Source organism: Rhizobium sp. KNZ14-9A (assembly GCF_056755015.1).
Map to the genome: position 1 here is coordinate 262,532 of NZ_JBPGXB010000001.1, position 16,983 is coordinate 279,514.

At 59.2% G+C, this 16,983-nt stretch carries 15 protein-coding genes and 2 pseudogenes; 14 read left to right on the plus strand and 3 right to left on the minus strand.

Annotated elements, in window-relative coordinates:
- Window positions 1-95: 95 nt before the first annotated feature.
- Window positions 96-707: pseudogene (locus ACR9ZQ_RS01335) on the plus strand (GTP 3',8-cyclase MoaA); the annotation flags it as partial.
- 480 nt (window positions 708-1,187) lie between these two features.
- Here the strand turns inward: ACR9ZQ_RS01335 and ACR9ZQ_RS01340 are convergent.
- Complete coding sequence (locus ACR9ZQ_RS01340; protein ID WP_310389956.1) at window positions 1,188-2,096, minus strand: LysR family transcriptional regulator; 909 nt, start codon at window positions 2,094-2,096, stop codon at window positions 1,188-1,190.
- Between the two features lies 1 nt (window position 2,097).
- Here ACR9ZQ_RS01340 and ACR9ZQ_RS01345 point away from each other — a divergent pair, with 1 nt between their 5' ends.
- Together ACR9ZQ_RS01345 and ACR9ZQ_RS01350 are read left to right on the plus strand one after the other, a co-directional pair.
- Complete coding sequence (locus tag ACR9ZQ_RS01345; protein ID WP_481426643.1) at window positions 2,098-2,970, plus strand: SDR family NAD(P)-dependent oxidoreductase; 873 nt, start codon at window positions 2,098-2,100, stop codon at window positions 2,968-2,970.
- 66 nt (window positions 2,971-3,036) lie between these two features.
- A complete protein-coding gene (locus ACR9ZQ_RS01350) occupies window positions 3,037-3,873 on the plus strand; it encodes an alpha/beta fold hydrolase (protein ID WP_481426644.1) in 837 nt (278 codons plus the stop codon).
- Between the two features lie 244 nt (window positions 3,874-4,117).
- Here ACR9ZQ_RS01350 and ACR9ZQ_RS01355 read toward each other — a convergent pair whose 3' ends face one another.
- The gene (locus ACR9ZQ_RS01355; protein WP_310389949.1) at window positions 4,118-5,128 is read right to left on the minus strand and encodes a LacI family DNA-binding transcriptional regulator; all 1,011 of its coding nucleotides are present in this window, start codon (window positions 5,126-5,128) and stop codon (window positions 4,118-4,120) included.
- Window positions 5,129-5,260: 132 nt separating this feature from the next.
- Between ACR9ZQ_RS01355 and ACR9ZQ_RS01360 the strand changes: the two genes are divergently transcribed.
- The 4 genes and pseudogenes from ACR9ZQ_RS01360 (at window position 5,261) to ACR9ZQ_RS01375 (ending at window position 8,601) form a co-directional block, all read left to right on the plus strand.
- Window positions 5,261-6,184 carry a TIM barrel protein gene (locus ACR9ZQ_RS01360; protein ID WP_481426645.1) on the plus strand — a complete coding sequence of 308 codons (924 nt, stop codon included), beginning with the start codon at window positions 5,261-5,263 and terminating at the stop codon, window positions 6,182-6,184.
- 19 nt (window positions 6,185-6,203) lie between these two features.
- Window positions 6,204-7,376 carry a Gfo/Idh/MocA family protein gene (locus ACR9ZQ_RS01365; RefSeq protein WP_310389945.1) on the plus strand — a complete coding sequence of 391 codons (1,173 nt, stop codon included), beginning with the start codon at window positions 6,204-6,206 and terminating at the stop codon, window positions 7,374-7,376.
- Between the two features lie 108 nt (window positions 7,377-7,484).
- A pseudogene (locus ACR9ZQ_RS01370) lies at window positions 7,485-7,592 on the plus strand (rhizopine-binding protein); the annotation flags it as partial.
- Window positions 7,593-7,698: 106 nt separating this feature from the next.
- Window positions 7,699-8,601: a sugar phosphate isomerase/epimerase family protein gene (locus ACR9ZQ_RS01375; protein WP_113319459.1), complete on the plus strand. Its 903-nt coding sequence runs from the start codon at window positions 7,699-7,701 to the stop codon at window positions 8,599-8,601.
- 207 nt (window positions 8,602-8,808) lie between these two features.
- Here the strand turns inward: ACR9ZQ_RS01375 and ACR9ZQ_RS01380 are convergent, their stop codons facing one another.
- Entirely contained in the window at window positions 8,809-9,690 is an 882-nt protein-coding gene (locus ACR9ZQ_RS01380; RefSeq protein WP_481426646.1) for a LysR family transcriptional regulator, read from the minus strand.
- Window positions 9,691-9,870: 180 nt separating this feature from the next.
- Here ACR9ZQ_RS01380 and ACR9ZQ_RS01385 point away from each other — a divergent pair, with 180 nt between their 5' ends.
- The 7 genes from ACR9ZQ_RS01385 (at window position 9,871) to ACR9ZQ_RS01415 (ending at window position 16,974) form a co-directional block, all read left to right on the plus strand.
- Entirely contained in the window at window positions 9,871-10,863 is a 993-nt protein-coding gene (locus ACR9ZQ_RS01385; RefSeq protein WP_481426647.1) for a hydroxyacid dehydrogenase, read from the plus strand.
- A 34-nt stretch (window positions 10,864-10,897) separates the two neighbouring features.
- A complete protein-coding gene (locus ACR9ZQ_RS01390) occupies window positions 10,898-11,581 on the plus strand; it encodes an RraA family protein (protein ID WP_310389939.1) in 684 nt (227 codons plus the stop codon).
- A gap of 87 nt (window positions 11,582-11,668) precedes the next feature.
- Window positions 11,669-12,625 carry a Bug family tripartite tricarboxylate transporter substrate binding protein gene (locus ACR9ZQ_RS01395; protein ID WP_113319462.1) on the plus strand — a complete coding sequence of 319 codons (957 nt, stop codon included), beginning with the start codon at window positions 11,669-11,671 and terminating at the stop codon, window positions 12,623-12,625.
- Entirely contained in the window at window positions 12,625-13,089 is a 465-nt protein-coding gene (locus tag ACR9ZQ_RS01400) for a tripartite tricarboxylate transporter TctB family protein (protein WP_481426648.1), read from the plus strand. Before ACR9ZQ_RS01395 ends, ACR9ZQ_RS01400 begins: the two co-directional genes overlap by 1 nt.
- Before the next feature lie 12 nt (window positions 13,090-13,101).
- Window positions 13,102-14,610 carry a tripartite tricarboxylate transporter permease gene (locus ACR9ZQ_RS01405; protein ID WP_481426649.1) on the plus strand — a complete coding sequence of 503 codons (1,509 nt, stop codon included), beginning with the start codon at window positions 13,102-13,104 and terminating at the stop codon, window positions 14,608-14,610.
- 70 nt (window positions 14,611-14,680) lie between these two features.
- On the plus strand, window positions 14,681-15,661 hold the full coding sequence (locus tag ACR9ZQ_RS01410) for a D-2-hydroxyacid dehydrogenase (RefSeq protein WP_481426650.1): 981 nt from the start codon (window positions 14,681-14,683) through the stop codon (window positions 15,659-15,661).
- A gap of 2 nt (window positions 15,662-15,663) precedes the next feature.
- Window positions 15,664-16,974 carry a glycerate kinase type-2 family protein gene (locus ACR9ZQ_RS01415; RefSeq protein WP_481426651.1) on the plus strand — a complete coding sequence of 437 codons (1,311 nt, stop codon included), beginning with the start codon at window positions 15,664-15,666 and terminating at the stop codon, window positions 16,972-16,974.
- Window positions 16,975-16,983: the final 9 nt, after the last annotated feature.

Here is a 16,983-nt window from a genome sequence, read left to right on the forward strand (position 1 = left end):
CAAGTACGGCCTCGCCAGCGATATACGTCGAGTTGTACCCATAAAATCTAAAAAGCCGCAGGCGCGCCGGTTCGTATCCGTCGACTGCACGACTTCCGCATCGTTTCTCGGCTTTGACCCGGGGCGGTTCTCTGGCAACCGTGCTTGAAGGGATCGATGCTGCGCAGGATGCGGGGCTGGCGATCAAGATCAATGCGGTTGCGCTGCGTGGGAGCACGGAAGACGAGATCGACGACCTGATCTCCTTCGCTCACACGCGCGGCATGAGCCTGACGCTGATTGAGACCATGCCTCTTGGAGAAACGGGTGAGGATCGGCTCGATCAGTAACTGCCGCTGGACCGCTTGCGTCGCCAGATAGAGGCTCGCTGGTCGCTGACCGATATCGGCCTGCGTACCGGCGGACCGGCGCGCTATGCAAGGGTCGACGAAACCGGAGGCGTCATCGGTTTCATCACGCCGATGACGCATAATTTCTGCGAGAACTGTAATCGTGTGCGTGTGACTGCCGCCGGCGTGCTTCATACCTGTCTCGGCCAGAACGATGCGGCGGATCTGAAGGAGGCCATACGCGCATCTGATAACAACAATGTGTTGCTCGAGACGATCGCACATGCTCTCAAGCACAAGCCGAAGGGGCACGACTTCGTATTGGATCGGGCGCCGGTTCCACAGATTTCGCGCCATATGTCAGCGACCGGTGGCTGACCTTATACGAAAGCTGGAACATGCTCGCGCATCGTCACCCTCGACAGCGCACAGAGTTGGTGAACGCTTAGCGTAATGTGTTCTATGAATTTGGCCAGGTCGTTCCCCCGGAACCACTCATGTCACAAGTAGAGAAACTATCATCGAAGCCGCTGCAGTAGGCCTACCAGAGCGTATCCAGGAAGAGAGCAGCGACCTCTTTACCCGAACAGTGGAAAAGACGTTGTCGATTGATTAAAGAGCAAGTGATTGGCTGGTTTATCGCGGCAAAGTGAGATTGCGCCGCCCTCTTCAGACAATCCCGGGAACCAGCTTCTCGCCCGTGACCTCCACTTCATCAAGCTGGTCGTGGAGGATCGTGAGGTGTGGGCGGTCGTCGGCCCGACGGTCCTTGATTTGCTGCATCAGGCTCTTCTGCTGAGAATATTTGCGCCTTGCACGCCGGCTCGGCGTTGTTTGAACCTTCGTGTTGTCCCCTGCTCATCCCGAAGCCGCCCGTCGCGAGCCGTCCGTATTCGTCATGCACTCAGCCCGGATGAGGTCAGCCACCGTCGCCACCCGCTCGATCCGATCTTGCCGATTGGTGACATGCAGGAACGTCAGGTCGCGCGAGATCGCTTTTGTCCCGGGAAGATTGCAGCGCATGAGTTCGCCGCTTTCCAGCTGGGGCGCGAGGACCCGGAGCGACTCCAGAGCCACGCCGAATCCGGACAGGACTGCGGGTATGATCTGGGACGCCCGATTGAATCTGAGCCAGTTAACATTGACTGTCGCAATCCCGTTAAGTTGCAGCCAGTCTTTCCATGTGACGGCGTTTGTCTCGTTGACGATCAGCGCACAGTCGGCCAGATCGCTTACATTCTCCAGGCGTCCCTTCAGGCTTGGGGCGCAGACGGGGGTAAAAACATCGGGCCCCAATGGCTCAAGATCGTGAATTTTCGCCGCTGGCTCGCCATAGACGATCGCGACATCGAAGTCCCGAAAGCGTTTGAAGTCGGGTGCCTCGTCCGCAACGATCCTGATGTCGCGGATCTTGGAAGCTAGAAGCGATTGCACGACGACGGCTAGGAGTTGGCTTGCAAGGCCTGGCGGGCTGGAGATGGAAATGGGCGTGTCGCGCGCTTCCGTAAGCGTCCGCAACCCGAGACGCATTTCATCGAACCCCTTCGCCACGTGCTTCAGCAGGTTCTCCCCTTCCAGCGTCAGTTGCAGCCTGTTTCCGACACGCAGAAACAATTGGCAAGCCAGGCGCTCTTCCAGTTTTCGAATGGCCTGGCTCACCGCGCTTGTCGAGAGAGCCAAGTGTTCAGCGGCAACGCGGAACGAGCACGTCTGGCCCGCCTCAGCAAAAATCTCAAGGGCGCTCAAGGGTGCGCTCAGACGTGTCATCGTGAAGCTCCGCTTAACGGTTGAGAAACCAGAAGTCGTTTGCTCGCCGTCGATCTCGATCCTAATCATAGTCTCTGAGGAGACAGGGGCTGGTGATGTTATCGCCGCCGGAGGAAGCATGCAACGAGAACTGAACGGCCGCGTCGCGCTGGTAACTGGTGCTGCACGAGGCATAGGCTTTGCCATCGCCGAGCGGCTTGCGCAGCAGGGTGCCCATGTCGTTGTTTCGGACATCGACCTTGCCGCTGCAGAGTTTGGTGTCGCGCGCATCATGCGGAACGGCGGCTCGTCAAGTTTCGTTGCGGTCGATCTCGGTCAGCCAGGCGACGTCCTGCGTATGGCCGAGGAGGTCAGGCAGCGGCATTCGAGCATCGACATTCTGGTGAATAATGCCGGTATCGTGTCGACGGGCCCGATCGAGAACGTGGAATTGGAAGAGTTCCAGCGTCTCATGACCATCGATCTCACTGCAGTTTTCCTTCTCACAAAAGCCTTTCTACCCGCCATGGCCGTTTCCGGTTGGGGGCGCATCATCAATATAGCATCCGTCGCCGGGCAACAGGGCGGCGGCTTGTTTGGTAACAGCTGCTACGCCGCGGCGAAGGGCGCTGTCATTGCATTCAGCAAGGGGATAGCGCGAGAGGCTGGCCGTTCGGGCGTCACATGCAATGCCATCTGCCCCGGTCTAACCGACACGGCGCTGACCTCCAAACTGAGTGTGGCGCAGAGAGAGCAGATCATCTCGACCATACCGGTCGGACGCCCTGGAGAACCGCGGGACATTGCCGGGGCAGTCAGTTTCCTGGCCTCGGACTCGGCCAGCTTTATTACGGGCGTCACATTGAACGTTGATGGTGGCTTCATGCGCTATTGAAGGATGGACAAACAATCGGCAGGTCAGGGAGGCCGGCTGCAAAGTATAAAAAAGGGAGGAGCATACATGCAGAAGAATTTTACAACAACCGACGGCGCAGTCCTGACTTACACGGACGAGGGCCAAGGCCCCGCGCTGATCATGCTACCGGGCTGGTCGCAATCGGCCGCCATGTTCCGGCACCAGATCGAACATTTCTCGCCAACGAACCGTGTGCTGGCCGTCGACTTTCGCGGGCACGGGAAATCGCCGGACGCTGCGCGCGGTTTCCGCATCTTCCGCTTTGCGGCTGACATCATGGAACTGATGAAGCACGAGAAGATCGAAAAGGCCACGTTGCTCGGCTGGTCGATGGGCGCCTCGGTTATCTGGGCGATGATAGACATCTTCGGCACAGTCTTCATCGACAAGCTGATTCTCATAGACGAGCCAGCAACCGTCATGCGGCAGGCCGGCATGAGCAATGAGGATGTCTTGAATTCCGGTGCACTGTTTGACGCAGCCACCATGATCGCCATCGCAGATCAGATCAAGGGCGCCGAAGGCGCCACGGCGCGCGGCGCTTTCCTGGACGGCATGATCACGAAGGGCATTCCGGCAGATCTGAAAGCCTGGCTGCTTCAGGAGAACCTTCGCGTCAACGCCGTTCATATCGCAAATCTCTTCGTCGACCATTGTTCGATCGACTGGCGCGATATCTTCAGTCGCATCGACCGCCCGACACTGGTCATCGGTGGGCGCGTAAGCCACGTCAATCCACGCTCGCAGGAATGGATCCATGGGCAGATCAAGGGGTCTCGCCTTGTGATCTTCGAAGAAGCGGAAGGCGGAGCGCATTTCGCCTTCATCGAGGCACCTGAGCGATTCAACGAGGTTGTCTCAGACTTCCTTGCTGGGCAATAGGCGAGCCTGTCCTTGAGCAGATCGGAAGCAGACGGTTCCCGATACCAGATGCAAGGTTCGAACCACACCGTACCCTGCCTGCATTTCAGGGGGACTTGGAGGCCCAGAACGAAAGGCTTCGCCGCTTAGGTTCTGATACGGCAGCACCTTGCTGATAGTTTCGCTGACAATCCTTTCAAGAGCCTCACAGGGGGCGAACCTGATGCCGAGCCCACCGGAGTTCGTTCGCCTTGTGTCTCAAACGCTACGCATTTTCGGCGAGAAAGATCTGAATATCGGTTGCGATAGAGACTGCTTCTCCCGGCAGTCGGCCGAGAAGTTTTGCAACAGTTTCCACTGCTAGCCGAGCCTCCAGAAGTGGCCGTTGATCGATAACCGCGTTGATCTTTCGGGACTTTAGCAGCATACGCCGGTTAGGAGTGAGTTCGTGGGTAATGACCGCCGTATCTTCGATCCGACCAAGGCGTTGAAGTGTGCTCACGATCGGCACCGCACCGGCGGATAGGTGATATATGCCGCGCAGACCGGGGTCATCCCGGAAAGCAATCTCCACCACTCTCCCTGCTTCCTCTTGGTTTTCCCCCGTCTCAAGAACCGCAGCAAGGCTACACTCCGGATAGCGTTCGGTCAGGACTGCGCGAAAGCCCTCCTCTCTGTCCCGGTGGCCGGCGATGTCGCGCGACCCGGCGATCACGATCACCCGCCCGCCCTCCCGCAGGAAAAGCCCCATCAGGTCTCCGGCTACGCGGCCCGCTTGCCGATCGTCTGGTCCGACATAGGCAGCGCGTCCGCAGTCCGTGAGGTCAGTCGCCAAGGTCACTACAGGTATCTTGTGGGACAGCACCGCTACGGCTTCCCTCACACGAATATCGTCTGGGCTCGTGATGACGAGACCGTCGTATGAGCGACAATCGCGGACGGCCGCGGCAATAGCCGCGGGCTTCCCGGGATCAATGTGGTGGACGAAGAATTGCAGATTCAGCGCTGTGTACATTCTCCCAGCTAGATCAATGCCTTCTCTCAACGCTGCATGAAATGGATTAACCGGAGGCTGCATGAGGACTGCGACGCGCAGGGCACGAGAGGGCGTGCGGTCTAACGCCCGATCAATACCAAGCGCACGCGCCGTGGCCAGTACGAGGTCCTCTTTATCAGCGCGCACCCCTCCGCGATTGTTCAAAACCCTATCGACTGTGGCAGTCGAGACACCGGCTGCTTTCGCGACATCCGTAATGCTCACCTTTCGCGCAACCATCTGCCTCTCCATGCTCATTCTGATGGAATCCCATCAAAATCAAACTTTGTAAACCGTATATCTCAAGCTACATCTCTGCGTCGAGGAGGGTCGCCCACAGAGTGAGCGGCACTAGGGAAGGACCAGAACATCATGAGTATTACAGTGACCACGGCACCGTGCTGCTGGGGCGTCGATGACGTGCGCAATCCGGACCTGCCTCCATGGGAGCTCGTGTTCGATGAGGTCAAGGCGGCCGGGTACGGCGGAATGGAGCTTGGCCCTTATGGCTACGTGCCTTTGGACATCGACCTGGTTTCTTCGGCCCTAACGAGCCGAGGGCTCTATATCGTGGCCGGAACGATCTTCAACGACCTTGTCGCTTTGCAAAACCGCGAGAGCCTTCTGCAACAGACCGACGAGATTTGTTCGTTGATCACCCGCCTGCCAAGGCCGCCCAAATCTGCAGGCCAGCGCTTCTCGGCGCCCTATCTGACCGTGATGGAGTGGGGACACGACGAGCGGGATTATGCGGCGGGTCATTCCGACAGAGCGCCGCGGCTTGATGACGCCGCGTGGGCCGGCATGATGGACAATATACGGGCGATCTCCGATCTTGCCCGCGACAAATATGGCGTTCGCGCCACCATTCACCCGCATGCCGGCGGCTATATTGAATTCGAGGACGAGATTGCCCGTCTCGCCGCCGACGTCCCCCAGGACGTCGCCGGCTTCTGCCTCGACACGGGCCACACCTGGTATGCCGGCATGGACCCTGTCGAGACCCTGCGCAAGTACGCCGATCGGGTCGACTACATCCACTTCAAGGACATCGACAAGGCCGTCTTCGACCGCGTGATGGGCGAACACATCCGTTTCTTCGAAGCTTGCGGGCAAGGCGTGATGTGCCCGATTGGAAACGGCTGCATCGATTATCCCGCCATCCGCGCGCTTCTCGATGAGCTTGGCTATGAAGGCTTCATCACAGTGGAACAAGAGCGTGACCCGCGCAACGCCGGCGGCAGCCTCGCCGATGTGAAACTCAGCCGCGACTATCTCAAGTCGGCCGGCTTCTAATAATCCGGACGGAAAGCTCATGATTTACGGAACTCGTCAGACGAAACGACCGCTACGCTGGGCAATGGTTGGTGGCGGCCGGGGCAGTCAGATCGGCTATATTCACCGCAGTGCCGCGCTTCGCGATCGCTACTTCGATCTCGTCGCGGGCGCCTTCGATATCGATGCAGAACGCGGCCGCGCCTTCGGCATCGAGCTGGGTCTTGAGGCCTCGCGATGCTACGCCGATTGGCGAATGCTCTTCGCGGAGGAAGCAAAGCGTCCGGATGGCATCGAGGCAGTGTCGATCGCCACACCCAACAACACCCATTACGAGATCACGAAGGCAGCGCTCGAAAGCGGGCTGCATGTGGTGTGCGAAAAGCCGCTATGCTTCACGGTGGCCGAGGCCGAGGATCTTCAGCGTATTGCCGCAGAGCGTGGCCGTATTGTCGGTGTGACTTACGGTTACAGCGGCCACCAAGTGATCGAGCACGCCCGCGAACTCGTTGCAGCCGGCGAACTGGGTGAAATCCGTCTGGTAAACCTGCAATTTGCTCATGGCTTTCATAATGAGGCTGTCGAGCTTCAAAATCCGGCGACTCGCTGGCGCGTCGATCCCAAATTCGCCGGCCCAAGTTATGTCCTCGGCGATATTGGTACGCATCCGCTTTATATCTCCGAGGTCATCCTGCCTGATCTTCATATCAAGCGGCTTCTCTGCGCCCGCCAGAGCTTCGTAAAGACACGCGCACCGCTGGAAGACAACGCCATGACCCTGATGGAATATGACAACGGCGCCTTCGGCACCGTGTGGTCGAGCGCCATCAACGCGGGTTCCATGCACGGACAAAAGGTGCGCATCGTCGGGTCGAAGGCATCGATCGAGTGGTGGGACGAGCAGCCGAACCAGCTTCGCTTGGAGGTGCAGGGCGAGCCGGTGCGTATCCTGGAGCGTGGCATGGGCTACTTGCATGCAAGGGCGCTTGCCGACGATCGTATCGGTGCAGGCCATCCGGAAGGCCTTTTCGAGGCTTGGGCCAACCTTTACGACCGCTTCGCCATTGCCATGGAAGCGCGCAACGAAAACGATGCAGGCCGTTTGGCGAGCATCCGTTATCCGGGCATCGAGGCAGGTGTGGAAGGGGTGCGCTGGGTAGAGAATTGCGTGCGGTCTGCCGACCTCGGCGGACTCTGGGTCGACTATCGGTGATTGGGTAACAGGGTACGACGGTCGCACCCTCCCTCAGGTAGAGCTGTTAATCAGGGAGGAGGGCAGCAGGGAATCCAAATTGACTATGACAGCCTATTGGGAGGCCTGATGGCGGGAACCCCACATGCCAAGAACATCGGTGCGTCGATGGCCTTGTTCGACGACAACTTTCTGACCGTTCTATGCAGCGGCATGATCGACTACTCCAAGGAGCTTACGCGAAGTAGACGGCCTCTGGTTGCGGGCCACACCTTCCTGGCCCGCAACCGCTAAGACCGCGCCAGAAAGCGCAACCTCGACATATATTCGCCCGGAGGCAGAAATGCGTATCGCAATAGACCCGTTCATGCATCGTCACTTGAGCCTTGAGGAACTGCCGAGCAAGGTGCGCGAGCTTGGCTACGACTGGATCGAGATGAGCCCGCGCGCCGATTTTCTCGAATGGTTCAAGGCGCCGCGAGTGTTCCCGCAGCGCATTAAGGAGTTCAAGAAAGCGCTGGCGGCCGAGAACGTCAAGATCGCTTCGCTTCTCCCAATGTATCGTTGGGCCTCGAATGATGAGACGGAGCGCCAGGCGGCGGTGAAGCACTGGAAGCGTGCTATCGAAATTGCCGTCGAGATGGAAATAGACACGATGAACTCCGAGTTCGGCCGTGGACCGCATCCCGACAAGGGAAGCTGCTATTGCTGCCACACGGGATCGATGATCGAGGCCTGCGAGGACGCCTGGTGGCGCTCGATCGAGGAGCTGGTGCCGGTGTTTGAACGTGAAAACATCCAGCTCAATATCGAGCCGCATCCTGAAGACTGGTGCGAGACACTGCAGCCAGCTCTAGACATCATCCGGACTGTCAACTCGAAGAATGTGAAGTTCCTCTATTGCGCGCCACACACGTTCTACTTCGGCGATGATACCAAGGCGATGCTGCGCGAGGCAAAGGATGTTCTCGCTCACGTGCATGTCGGCGACACGTTCAATCACAAGGCAAGCTCCGGCCTGCGCTACATCCTGAACCCGCCCGGCACGCAGGCTCGTGTGCATCAGCACCTCAATATCGGCCAAGGCGAGGTTCCATGGGACGACTTCTTTGGAACGCTGGCGGAGATCGGTTTTAATGGGATCATGACCGCCTGTGTTTTTGCTTGGGAAGATAAGGCTGATCACTCGGGCAAGCTCATGCTGTCGGAGATGAACCGCTACATCGAAAAATACTGGCCAAAATAATTCTGGATGCGCTTGAGGCGCATCCCAACCGAAGCGGAAGCAGGATCGGTCGACGGAGGTGACCTTTTCGCCCGACAGAAAGCTGGCTATAGAAACCGTCCACCGCTGTGCGGACTTTACGGAGAACCAAATGAAAAGTCTCTCGATCTGATCACAGTCGGACGTTCTTCGGTTAGCCGAATCCAGTCATGGGCGCAAAAGCCTTAATCAACGCGCTACGCCGTAGGGCGCGCTGAGCCTACTCAAGTGCTGATGCAGCCGATCGATGATGGCAGTGCGCGTACCAGATCGCCTTTCCAGCAGCCCGATCGGCCGCAATATCTGCGGTTCGCCAAAGGGTACCGAGACGATCGGAGCTGCAATGTCTCTCAACGCGATCCAGGGAACCACGGACACGCCGAGACCGTGAATAACGCAAGAGACCACCGACGCAATCGTGTCGATCTCGGCTATCAAGTTTGGCTCGACGCCGGTTTTTGCAAGCTCGGTCTCGATAATCTGGGCGAGCCTGAATTTACTGTTGAACCTGACATAAGGCAGCGTCGAAAGCATATCGAGGCCAGACATGGGTGGAGTGCCGTCAGGACCGATGACCAGAAGAGGTTCATTGATAAACGGGTGCCACCTTAAGGCTGAAGGAATTCCGGAATATTCGGCGACCATCGCGCAATCCAGACGGCCTGATATGACATCGTTCATCAATTCATCCGTATTGGCGACCTGGAGCTTTATCCTGAGATCGGGATAGTCGGCCTTGAGGGCGACGATTGAGAGTGGCAGGAGCGAAAGAGCACTTGAGCGAACGGAGCCGATCGTGAACGTGCCGCTCACGGCTCTGCCGGAGATAGCGTCAATGATGTTGTCTGCACCACGAACCAGAGTACGTGCTGCTTCGAGCATCTGTAGACCATGGCCGTTAAGCGTGATGGGCCTGGTCGAGCGATCGAACAGCTCTCCGCTGACCTCCAATTCCAGTGCTTGCATCTGCTGACTGACAGCGGATGGGGTCAAACCTACGGCCTCGGCAGCCTTTGCAAAAGTGCCGTGCTCAGCTATCGCGATGAAGGTTTTGAGTTGCCGCGTATCCAAACCGACCTCCCACGTATTAAGTTTTCCTGTTCATGTTGGCCAGAATTATTCGCTTTAATCAAGGCTCTCTTATGTTACGTTCTCTTCAGGAGACGCCAGGAGGAACTTTGGCGTATGGGAGGATGGTGAAACGGTGCGAAAGCAGCGCCGCGTCCTCGCGCATTCCAGTTCGAGGTACGCATGGGAAGCCGAAACATCCTGGTCACTGGACCAGCCATCAATGAACAAGCCGTGAGCCTGATTGCCAGCAAGGGCTACCAGGTGTCTTACGTCCCCCCTTACACGAGCGAAGACGATCTGGTCCGCATCGTGACGGAACTTGATCCCGTGGGCGTCGTGGTGCGCATGGGACGGTTCGGTTCTGCGGCGATCGAGGCTGCGCCTTCGCTCCGTGTCCTTTCGAAGCACGGTGTCGGCGTCGACAATATCGATGTGGACGCCGCGTCGCGCCGCGACATACCCGTTGTCGTCGCTGCCGGCGCGAATGCCCTTTCGGTCGCTGAACATGCGATTGCACTGCTCTTTGCCGTGGTAAAGCGGATCGTGCCACTCGACAGCAGCCTGCGCGCCGGACGCTGGGAGAAGCCGGGCTTCTCTGGGAAGGAACTCGCCGGCATGACCATCGGCCTTGTCGGCTTCGGAGCAATCGCTCGCCATACCGCATTCTTTGCCAAGGGGTTAGGCTTAACGGTGCAGGCGTTCGACCCATTTACCGACGAAGCGGCGTTTGCCGAGGCAGGAGTCGCCCGAGCAGCCGATGTCGACGACCTTATCGCGTCCTCCGATATTGTCAGCCTCCATTGCCCCCTTACTCCCGAGACCCGTAACCTGCTGAATGATCGCCGCCTTGGTATGATGAAGTCGGGCTCATTTGTCATCAACACCGCTCGGGGCGGCCTGATCGACGAGGAAGCGCTCCTTCGCGCCGTCGAGAGCGGACAGATCGCCGGGGCCGGGCTGGACACGTTCCAGACGGAGCCGCCCGCGGACAACCATCCATTCTGGCAGAACCAGCGGATCGTCGTCACACCGCATATCGGCGGCGTAACCCAAGAGGCCAACGTTCGCGTGGGGGTGGACGCGGTGGAAGGCATCTTCGCCATTGTGGAAGGACGTCCCCTTGGTCGCGAGAGGATCGTTAACCACCGGGCACTGGCCAAGACGCCCGCCTGATACGTCACAAATTCAACAGCATAAGGAGACGACGTTGACCATAGGATTCAGGGTTCGAAATAGGGACAGGGTCATCGATCAGGAATGGATCGACAAGTTCAAGGAGCTTCCAGTCGCTAACATCAGCGACAGCATGCACCGCATGTATGCGGGCGGGGCCCAGCTTCGCCCGATGCACCGCGATGGCAAACTTGTCGGCCGCGCACTGACCGTCAAAGCTCCTCCGGGCGACAACCTCATGCTGCACAAGGCGATGGACATGGCCGTGGACGGCGACGTCATTGTCATGGATGCCGGGGGCGACGTGACACACGCCCTGATGGGCGAGATGATGCTCGACTACGCTCATCGCCGTGGCGTCGTCGGTTTCGTTCTTAACGGTGCGATCCGTGATGCGGACGCCTTCCTCGAGATGAACATCCCCTCCTTCGCAGTAGGCGTCACCCATCGAGGTCCCTACAAAAACGGACCGGGCGAGATCAACACGCCGATCGCCATTGGCGGAATGGTGATCATGCCGGGGGACCTGATCGTTGGCGACGCGGACGGCGTTGTCGTTGTCCCGATCGACGACGCCGCAGAGGTCTACGAAAGGACGGTCGCCAAGCACGCCGCCGAGCAAAAGCAGATCGAGAATATCAAAGCGGGCACGCACAATCCGACATGGTTCAACGACGCCCTCGTCAAGGCCGGATGCGAGCTACCGTCGACGAACTGAACGATGCTGGCCGACGCTCCGGAGGGGAAACGTCGGCCAGTCATGAAGGCACTGGAACACCAATCAACACTATCCTGGGAGGATAAGATGAAGCATCTGATCGGAAACACCGCTTTGGCGATGACGCTGCTCTTCGGCGCTGGCGTAGCACATGCCGACTGGCCTGCCGACCGTCCAATCGAGTTCATCGTGGCGTTCGCTCCGGGCGGTGGCACCGATGTGATGAACCGGACGCTTGCCCCTTTCGTCGAGAAAGAGTTGGGCGGCAAAATCACCATTCTGAACCGCCCGGGTGCCTCCGGTGAGATCGCCTACACTGCGATGACCCAGGCTCGCCCCGATGGCTACACGGTTTCCTCGCTCAACACCCCGGGCTATCTGACGATGCAGATGGATCGCAAGGTCCGTTTCGATCCGAAGAAGCTCTGCGTCGTCGCGCGGATCGTCGAAGACCCCGGCTCCTTCATCGTGCAGGCCAATTCCAAGTTCAACACGCTGAAAGACCTCGTCGCCTATGCGAAGGAGAACCCCGGGGCCGTGACTGTCGGCACGACTGGCCTCGGAACCGATGAGCATCTTGCCATGCTCCAGTTGGAGAAGTCCGCAGGCATCGACCTGACGGCCGTTACGTTCAACGGCGCGAACGAAGCCCGCACTGCTCTTCTTGGTGGCCACGTCGATACGATCGGCATCAACGTCGGGGAGTTCGTGGGCAGCGACCACTCCGCGTTCAAGAATCTCGGTCAGTTCGCGGAAGAGCGGGCCTCCATCGCGCCCGACCTTCCAACCGCAAAAGAACAGGGGTTCGAAGTCCTGATGAGTTCTGAGCGCGGTATCGCGATGGGTTGTGACGTGCCGGAAGAAATCCGGACGAAGTTCTCGGCCGCAGTGAAGAAGGCTCTCGACAATCCAGAATTCCAGGCAAAGGCGAAGCAGATGTCGCTTGCCCTTTCCTACCGCTCTTCTGAGGAGTGGAACAAGGAGCTTCCCGTCAGAGCTGAACGTCTGGGCGCGATCTGGAAACTGGCCAAGGAACAGAAGTGATGGCCGCTCCACGCAAGGCTGGAGGAACCGGTGACCGGCCGGACCTCTTCACCGCTGCTTTATTCATCGGATTTGGTGCGCTCGGCCTCTGGGCCGGGCGCGACCTGACCATGGGCACGGCGTCCGCCATGGGTCCAGGCTATCTCCCGAGAATAGTGTGCTGGCTCCTGATCATCATCGGTGTTGCGATTGGCGGGTTCGGCACGGTCCGGGCACGGGTCGACATCGATAAACCGAGACTGTGGCCGCTGGTGATCATCCTGGCCGCCGTGGTGGGATTCGCATTTGTCGCTGAGTTCTTGGGTTTCGTCGCGGCTTCCGTCTGGTTGCTTTTGGTCGGCAGCATGGCTGATCGCGATTCAAGGTTCCGCGAAGTTATCTTGCTCACTGCCGGGCTGACAGCGTTTGGCGCTTTGGTCTTCATCGTCGGCCTCGGGGTACAGATGCCGATCTGGCCGTTCTGAGGGAGGTAAACCATGAACTTCGTCGATCTTCTCATGTTGGGCTTCAGCGAGGCCCTGACGCCGACAAACCTTGGCTTCTGTCTTATCGGCGCTCTGTTGGGCACCTTGATCGGGGTCCTTCCAGGTATCGGGCCGACGGCGACGATCGCCGTCCTGCTGCCGATCACGTTCTACCTTCCGCCTTTGGCGGGGCTCATCATGCTCGCCGGCATCTATTACGGCGCTCAGTATGGCGGATCAACCACGGCGATCCTTGTCAACCTTCCAGGCGAAGCGTCCTCCGTGGTTACCGCTGTCGACGGCTACAAGATGGCTCAGCAAGGAAGAGCTGGTTCGGCGCTTGCTGTCGCAGCACTCGGGTCCTTCTTCGCCGGGACCGTCGCGACATTCGGCATAGCTATTGCCGGACCTACTCTGTCGTCATTCGCCCTGTCCTTCGGCCCGGCAGAGTACGTATCGTTAATGCTGTTCGGCCTTCTGGCCGCGACAATACTGGCGCGCGGGCCAGTCCTGAAAGCGATCGGCATGATCCTTCTCGGTTTGCTACTCGGCATGGTCGGTATTGACTCCAGCTCCGGCGAGGAGCGCCTCACGTTCACTGCGGTCGAACTCTTCGACGGTATCGACTTTGTGGTCATTGCCATCGGGCTGTTCGGCTTTTCGGAGATCATTGAGAACCTTGAAAATGTCGAAGCTCGTGGCGTGCTGGTCAGCAAGCTGAGCCGCCTTTGGCCGACCCGAGAAGACTTCCGGCGCGCATGGCCTGCCGTGCTGCGGGGAACCGCCGTCGGCACGCTTCTCGGCGTCTTGCCAGGTGGCGGTGCAACGCTCGCATCGTTCTGCGCATACTCCGTGGAAAAGAAGGTGTCCAAGCGTCCTCACGAGTTCGGCGAAGGTGCAGTCGAGGGTGTCGCTGGACCGGAAGCTGCCAACAATGCGGGCGCGCAGTCGTCGTTCATCCCGCTTCTGACCCTCGGCATTCCGTCGAACAATATGATGGCGATGATGCTGAGCGCCTTCATCATCCACGGTATCACGCCGGGGCCGACGGTCCTGGCAACCCAGCCGGAAATCTTCTGGGGTCTTGTTGCCAGCATGTGGATCGGCAACCTGATGCTTGTCGTGATCAACCTGCCGCTGATCGGGGTCTGGGTGAAGCTCCTGACGGTCCCGTATCGTCTGCTGTATCCGGCGATCCTTCTCTTCTGCTGTGTCGGTGTCTACAGCATCAACAACCGCATATTCGACGTGGCACTGGCTGCTGGGTTCGGCCTGCTGGGTTATGCCTTCCGTAAGGCAAAGTGCGAGCCGGGTCCGCTGCTTCTGGGGTTTGTCCTTGGGCCACTGCTGGAAACCAACATCCGTAGGGCTCTGACAATCTCCCACGGCAATCCCAGCGTGTTCGTGGAGCGGCCGATCAGCCTCGTCCTGCTGATCGCGACAGCCGGCGTGCTTCTCCTGATGATCCTGCCGTCGTTCCGCAAAACCCGCGAAGAAGCCTTCCAGGAAGAAGAAGCCTGAGGCTGATCTTAAAAGTGAGCGGCCGCTTCAAAGCGGCCGCAGTTCTCCCTCTGAACTTGGTGTCCTCCCAATGCCTGATGCTACCCGCAATCCTCTTCGCATTGTTCTCCTAGATCGCAAGACCTTGCCCGACGACATTCACTTCCGTGCCTTCTCCTTCGCTCATGAACTCGTTCAGTTCGACCAGACGGCTCCCGACGAGGTGCCGGAGCGCATGAAGGATGCCGACATCGTCATCACGAACAAGGCGCCCGTACGAGGCCCGGCAATCGCCTCCGCCCCGAACCTCAAGCTGGTGGCCGTGGCGGCCACGGGCACCGACGTCGTTGACGTGGCCACTTGCGCGCAGCGTGGAGTAACGGTCTCCAACATTCGCAACTACGCAGTCAACACCGTTCCCGAACACACCTTCGCTCTGATCCTTGCGCTTCGCCGCAGCCTCCTGGCATATCGCAACTCGGTACAGGCCGGGCGCTGGCAGGAAGCAAACCAGTTCTGCTACTTCGACTTCCCGATCAACGATCTCGCCGGTTCGACGCTCGGCATCATCGGTGACGGTGCTCTTGGGCGCTCGGTGGCCGACATTGGCCGGGCCTTCGGGATGAAGGTACTGTTTTCCGACTACAAGGGAACAAAAGGAATGGGGCCGCTCTATACGCCCTTCGAGAAGGTCCTCGAGGTTAGCGACATCATCACCTTGCACTCCCCATTGATGCCATCGACCCGCAACATGATCTCTACTGCGGAGTTCGCACAGATGGCCAGGCGGCCGCTCCTGATCAACACCGCGCGCGGCGGTCTCGTCGACGAGGCCGCGCTGGAGCACGCGTTGAGAAGCGGCCAAATCAGTGGCGCCGGCTTCGACGTCGCCACCGCAGAGCCGCCTGCAGACGATCATCCGCTGATGCGTCTCCTCGATCTGCCGAACTTCATCCTGACGCCGCACGTGGCGTGGGCTAGCCGCGAGGCGGTCCAGTCGCTGGTCGATCAGCTAATCGACAACGTCGAGGCGTTCGAGCGGGGCACACCGACGAACATCGTGGCCGCTTGATCATGGCGGCCGTATCGGACACCAGAGCTTTTTTGTCCGACCTGTTTCGCGCTGCAGTCGCTGCTGCCGATCCTTACGAAGCGATCAAGGCAAACCTTCCGCAGCAGCCGAAAGGGCGGACCGTCGTCGTGGGAGCAGGCAAGGCATCGGTGGAAATGGCGCGTGCGTTCGACGACCTGTGGAAAGGCTCTCTCGAGGGTGTCGTCGTGACGAAACACGGGACACGGGCGTCCTGCGGTCGGATGGAGGTCATTGAGGCGTCTCATCCGGTTCCAGACGAGGCAAGCCTGAAGGCTTCGAGGCGATTGCTGCATTCCGTTTCCGATCTCACCCAAGACGATCTCGTGGTGGCATTGATCTCTGGAGGCGGATCGTCCTTGCTGGCTTTTCCGTCGGATGGTCTGACGCTGGATGATGAGATCGCAGTTGCAAGGACGCTTCTCTCGTCGGGTGCGCCCATCTCCGCAATGAACACCGTTCGGACACAAGTTTCGAAGATCAAGGGAGGACGCCTGTCGATCGCCGCCTATCCCGCCAAGGTCGTGACGCTGATCGTATCCGACATCCCGGGAGACGATCCCGAGCTGGTTGCCAGCGGCCCGACCGTCCTCTCGCGCTCGACCCCGCAAGATGCCCTTCGCGTCATTGAGCGATATGGCATGGCGTTGCCGGGGCGTGTCATCCGGCATATTCACGAGGAGTCAGCTGGAATCGACCCGGACCATCCATGCTTTGGAAGTAGCGAGATCAAAGTCATCGGATCTGCCCGGACTTCACTGGAAGCTGCCGCAGTACTTGCGCGGCGGCAAGGCATTCCGGCAGTCGTTTTAAGCGACGCCATCGAAGGCGAAGCGAGCGAAATCGCAAAGGTTCATGCCGCGATCGCAAAGGAGGTCGCGCGCAACGACCAGCCGTTCGGCAAGCCCGTGGTGATCCTGTCGGGAGGGGAAAGTACGGTCACGCTTCGCGGCAACGGAAAAGGTGGAAGAAACACCGAGTTCCTCCTCTCGCTCGCGATCGAGATTGCCGAACATGGAGACATCGCGGCTCTTGCAGCGGACACCGATGGCATAGACGGCTCCGAAGACAATGCCGGAGCGTTCGTGGACGGGGAATCGAAGGCGAGGCTTTGGGCCGCAGGTCTCGATCCCCATGACCTGCTCGCCTCGAACGACGCCTTGACTGGATTTAACGCCATACGTGATCTGTTCGTGACCGGCCCGACGGGAACCAACGTCAATGACTTCCGGGCAATCCTGATCTGGTCACCGGACATGCACGACAATCTAAAATCGAAACGGCGCATCGGATAACGCGCCGAG

Coding starts and splice junctions, on each gene's coding strand:
- ACR9ZQ_RS01340 (WP_310389956.1), bottom strand. CDS start 2,096: ATGACACGTCTGAGCGCACCCTTGAGCGCCCTTGAGATTTTTGCTGAG.
- ACR9ZQ_RS01350 (WP_481426644.1), top strand. CDS start 3,037: ATGCAGAAGAATTTTACAACAACCGACGGCGCAGTCCTGACTTACACG.
- ACR9ZQ_RS01355 (WP_310389949.1), bottom strand. CDS start 5,128: ATGGTTGCGCGAAAGGTGAGCATTACGGATGTCGCGAAAGCAGCCGGT.
- ACR9ZQ_RS01360 (WP_481426645.1), top strand. CDS start 5,261: ATGAGTATTACAGTGACCACGGCACCGTGCTGCTGGGGCGTCGATGAC.
- ACR9ZQ_RS01365 (WP_310389945.1), top strand. CDS start 6,204: ATGATTTACGGAACTCGTCAGACGAAACGACCGCTACGCTGGGCAATG.
- ACR9ZQ_RS01375 (WP_113319459.1), top strand. CDS start 7,699: ATGCGTATCGCAATAGACCCGTTCATGCATCGTCACTTGAGCCTTGAG.
- ACR9ZQ_RS01385 (WP_481426647.1), top strand. CDS start 9,871: ATGGGAAGCCGAAACATCCTGGTCACTGGACCAGCCATCAATGAACAA.
- ACR9ZQ_RS01395 (WP_113319462.1), top strand. CDS start 11,669: ATGAAGCATCTGATCGGAAACACCGCTTTGGCGATGACGCTGCTCTTC.
- ACR9ZQ_RS01400 (WP_481426648.1), top strand. CDS start 12,625: ATGGCCGCTCCACGCAAGGCTGGAGGAACCGGTGACCGGCCGGACCTC.
- ACR9ZQ_RS01405 (WP_481426649.1), top strand. CDS start 13,102: ATGAACTTCGTCGATCTTCTCATGTTGGGCTTCAGCGAGGCCCTGACG.
- ACR9ZQ_RS01410 (WP_481426650.1), top strand. CDS start 14,681: ATGCCTGATGCTACCCGCAATCCTCTTCGCATTGTTCTCCTAGATCGC.
- ACR9ZQ_RS01415 (WP_481426651.1), top strand. CDS start 15,664: ATGGCGGCCGTATCGGACACCAGAGCTTTTTTGTCCGACCTGTTTCGC.